Source organism: Curtobacterium sp. B8, assembly GCF_000333315.1.
In the GTDB taxonomy this organism is placed as follows: domain Bacteria; phylum Actinomycetota; class Actinomycetes; order Actinomycetales; family Microbacteriaceae; genus Curtobacterium; species Curtobacterium luteum.
On record NZ_BACW01000057.1, the window covers coordinates 1 to 2,204 of the forward strand.

Consider the following 2,204-nt stretch of genomic DNA (forward strand, 5'->3'; position numbering starts at 1 on the left):
GCGAGTCTCGCTCGACCTCACGGTGGCGGACGACTCCGTGGCCGTGGCGTTCCTCGACGGCGGCGGCTTCGTCGTGCTCGACACGGTGACGACGGCCGAGCTCGAAGCCGAGGGCCTGGCGCGTGACGTCGTCCGTGCCGTGCAGCAGGCGCGCCGCGACGCCGACCTCGACGTCAGCGACCGGATCGTCCTGACGCTGGGGGTGTCCGACGACGCCGCCGACGCGGTCCGGGCGCACCGCGACCTCATCGCGGGGGAGACCCTCGCGACGGCGGTCGAGGTCGTCCCGCTCGCGACGGACGCGACCACGACCGACGTCGGCGAGGCAGCGAAGGTGTCCGTGGAGGTGGCACGCGCATGAGCGACGAGAACACGCAGCACGACGACGACCAGCACGATGACGGACGGCTCGACGCCGACGGCATCGAGATCCCCGCGGGCCCGGCCGCACCGGCCCCCGTCGACCCCTCGCCCGCCGACGGCGACGACGACGAGGTCCGGCGCGTGCAGGCCGCCCTCTACGCCCGGATCGGCGAGCAGTCGCCCGAGCACCGGCTGAGCGCCACGCGGCGCGCCGTCGAGCTCCTCGGCGACCCGCACCTGTCCTACCCGGTCATCCACGTCACCGGCACGAACGGCAAGACCTCGACCGCGCGGATGACCGAGAGCATCGTGCGCGCCCACGGCCTCCGCACCGGGCTCATGACGAGCCCGCACCTGGTGTCGATCCGGGAGCGCATCGTGATCGACGGGGAGCCCATCGCCGCCGACCGGTTCGTCGAGAACTGGGACGACATCGCCCCGATCCTCGAGATGACCGACCAGGAGCTCTCGGCGAAGGGCGAACTGCCGCTGACGTTCTTCGAGGCGCTCACGGTGCTCGCGCTCGCCTGCTTCGCCGAGGCGCCCGTGGACGTCGCCGTGATCGAGGTCGGCATGGGCGGCGAGTGGGACTCCACCAACGTCGTGCAGAGCCAGGTCGCGGTCTTCACCCCGATCGCCATGGACCACGCGAAGCAGCTCGGCAACACCGTCGCCGAGATCGCGCGCACCAAGTCCGGCATCATCAAGCCGTCCTCGGCCGTGGTCTCGAGCGCGCAGACGCCGGACGCACTCGCCGAACTCGAGCGAGCCGCCGAGCTCACCGAGTCGACGCTGTCGGTCGAGGGCACCGGCTTCCGCGTGACGAGCGACACACCGGCGGTCGGCGGCCAGCTCGTCAGCGTGCAGGGCCTCGCCGGCACCTACGACGACCTGTTCGTGCCGCTGTTCGGCGCGCACCAGGCCCACAACGCAGCCGTCGCGATCGCCGCGGTCGAGTCGTTCCTCGGTCGGGGCTCGCAGGCGCTCGACGAGGACGTGCTCTCCGAGGGCCTGGCCGCGGCGACGAGCCCCGGTCGCCTCCAGCCGATCGCCCAGGACCCCGTGGTCGTCGTGGACGCCGCGCACAACCCGCACGGTGCCCGGGCACTCGCCGAGGCGCTCCCGGTGGCGTTCCCGTCCGAGCACGTCGTCGGCGTCGTCGGGATCCTCGGCGACAAGGACGCCCGGGGCTTCGTGCGCGCGCTCAAGGACACCGTGCAGACGTTCGTCGTGACGCAGCCTCCGGGGGAGCGGGCGCTCGACGCCGACGCCTTCGCGCGGATCGTCGTCGACGAGGTCGGACCGGACCGGGTCGTCGTCGAACCCGCCCTCGACCAGGCCCTGCAGGAAGCGCGGGACCTCGCGGACGAGGCGGATGCCGAGGACGCGATGGTGCTCGTCGCCGGCTCCATCGTGATGGTGGGCGCGGTCATGGACCTGGTGCACGCGGAAGGCGGGACGAAGTGACGGAGCCGAGCCGTGCCTCCAGGCCGGAGCGGTCGGGACGGCCGACACGCGCGCCCCGCCAGCGGACGCCGCGACGTGACCGCGGTGCCCGCGAGAGCCTCCTCGCGATCACCCTCGGGCTCGAGGCCGTGATGTTCTTCTTCCCGATGCTCGTGACGTTCGGGAAGCAGACGCTGCCCCCGGCCGTCGCGTTCGGCGGGGGCGTCGGCGCGATCGTCGTGCTGGCGCTGGCCTCGCGGCTGACCGGCAAGCGCGCCGGTGTATGGTTCGGGTGGCTGCTGCAGGCGGCCATCCTCGCCACCGGATTCATCGAGCCGTTCATGTTCGCGGTGGGCGCGGTGTTCCTGGCGCTGTGGGTCTACTGCTTCGTCAAG

The 2,204-nt window shown here is 72.6% G+C and carries 3 protein-coding genes; all 3 read left to right on the forward strand.

Annotated features, from left to right (window positions below):
* Nucleotides 1-361: DUF5915 domain-containing protein (locus I59_RS18865; protein ID WP_042726362.1), on the forward strand; the 361-nt coding region annotated here is incomplete at its 5' end.
* Nucleotides 358-1,830 carry a folylpolyglutamate synthase/dihydrofolate synthase family protein gene (locus I59_RS01605; protein WP_022902380.1) on the forward strand — a complete coding sequence of 491 codons (1,473 nt, stop codon included), beginning with the start codon at nt 358-360 and terminating at the stop codon, nt 1,828-1,830. The genes I59_RS18865 and I59_RS01605, both read left to right, overlap by 4 nt.
* A partial coding sequence (locus I59_RS18870) for a DUF4233 domain-containing protein (protein WP_022902381.1) occupies nt 1,827-2,204 on the forward strand: 378 nt, incomplete at its 3' end. The genes I59_RS01605 and I59_RS18870, both read left to right, overlap by 4 nt.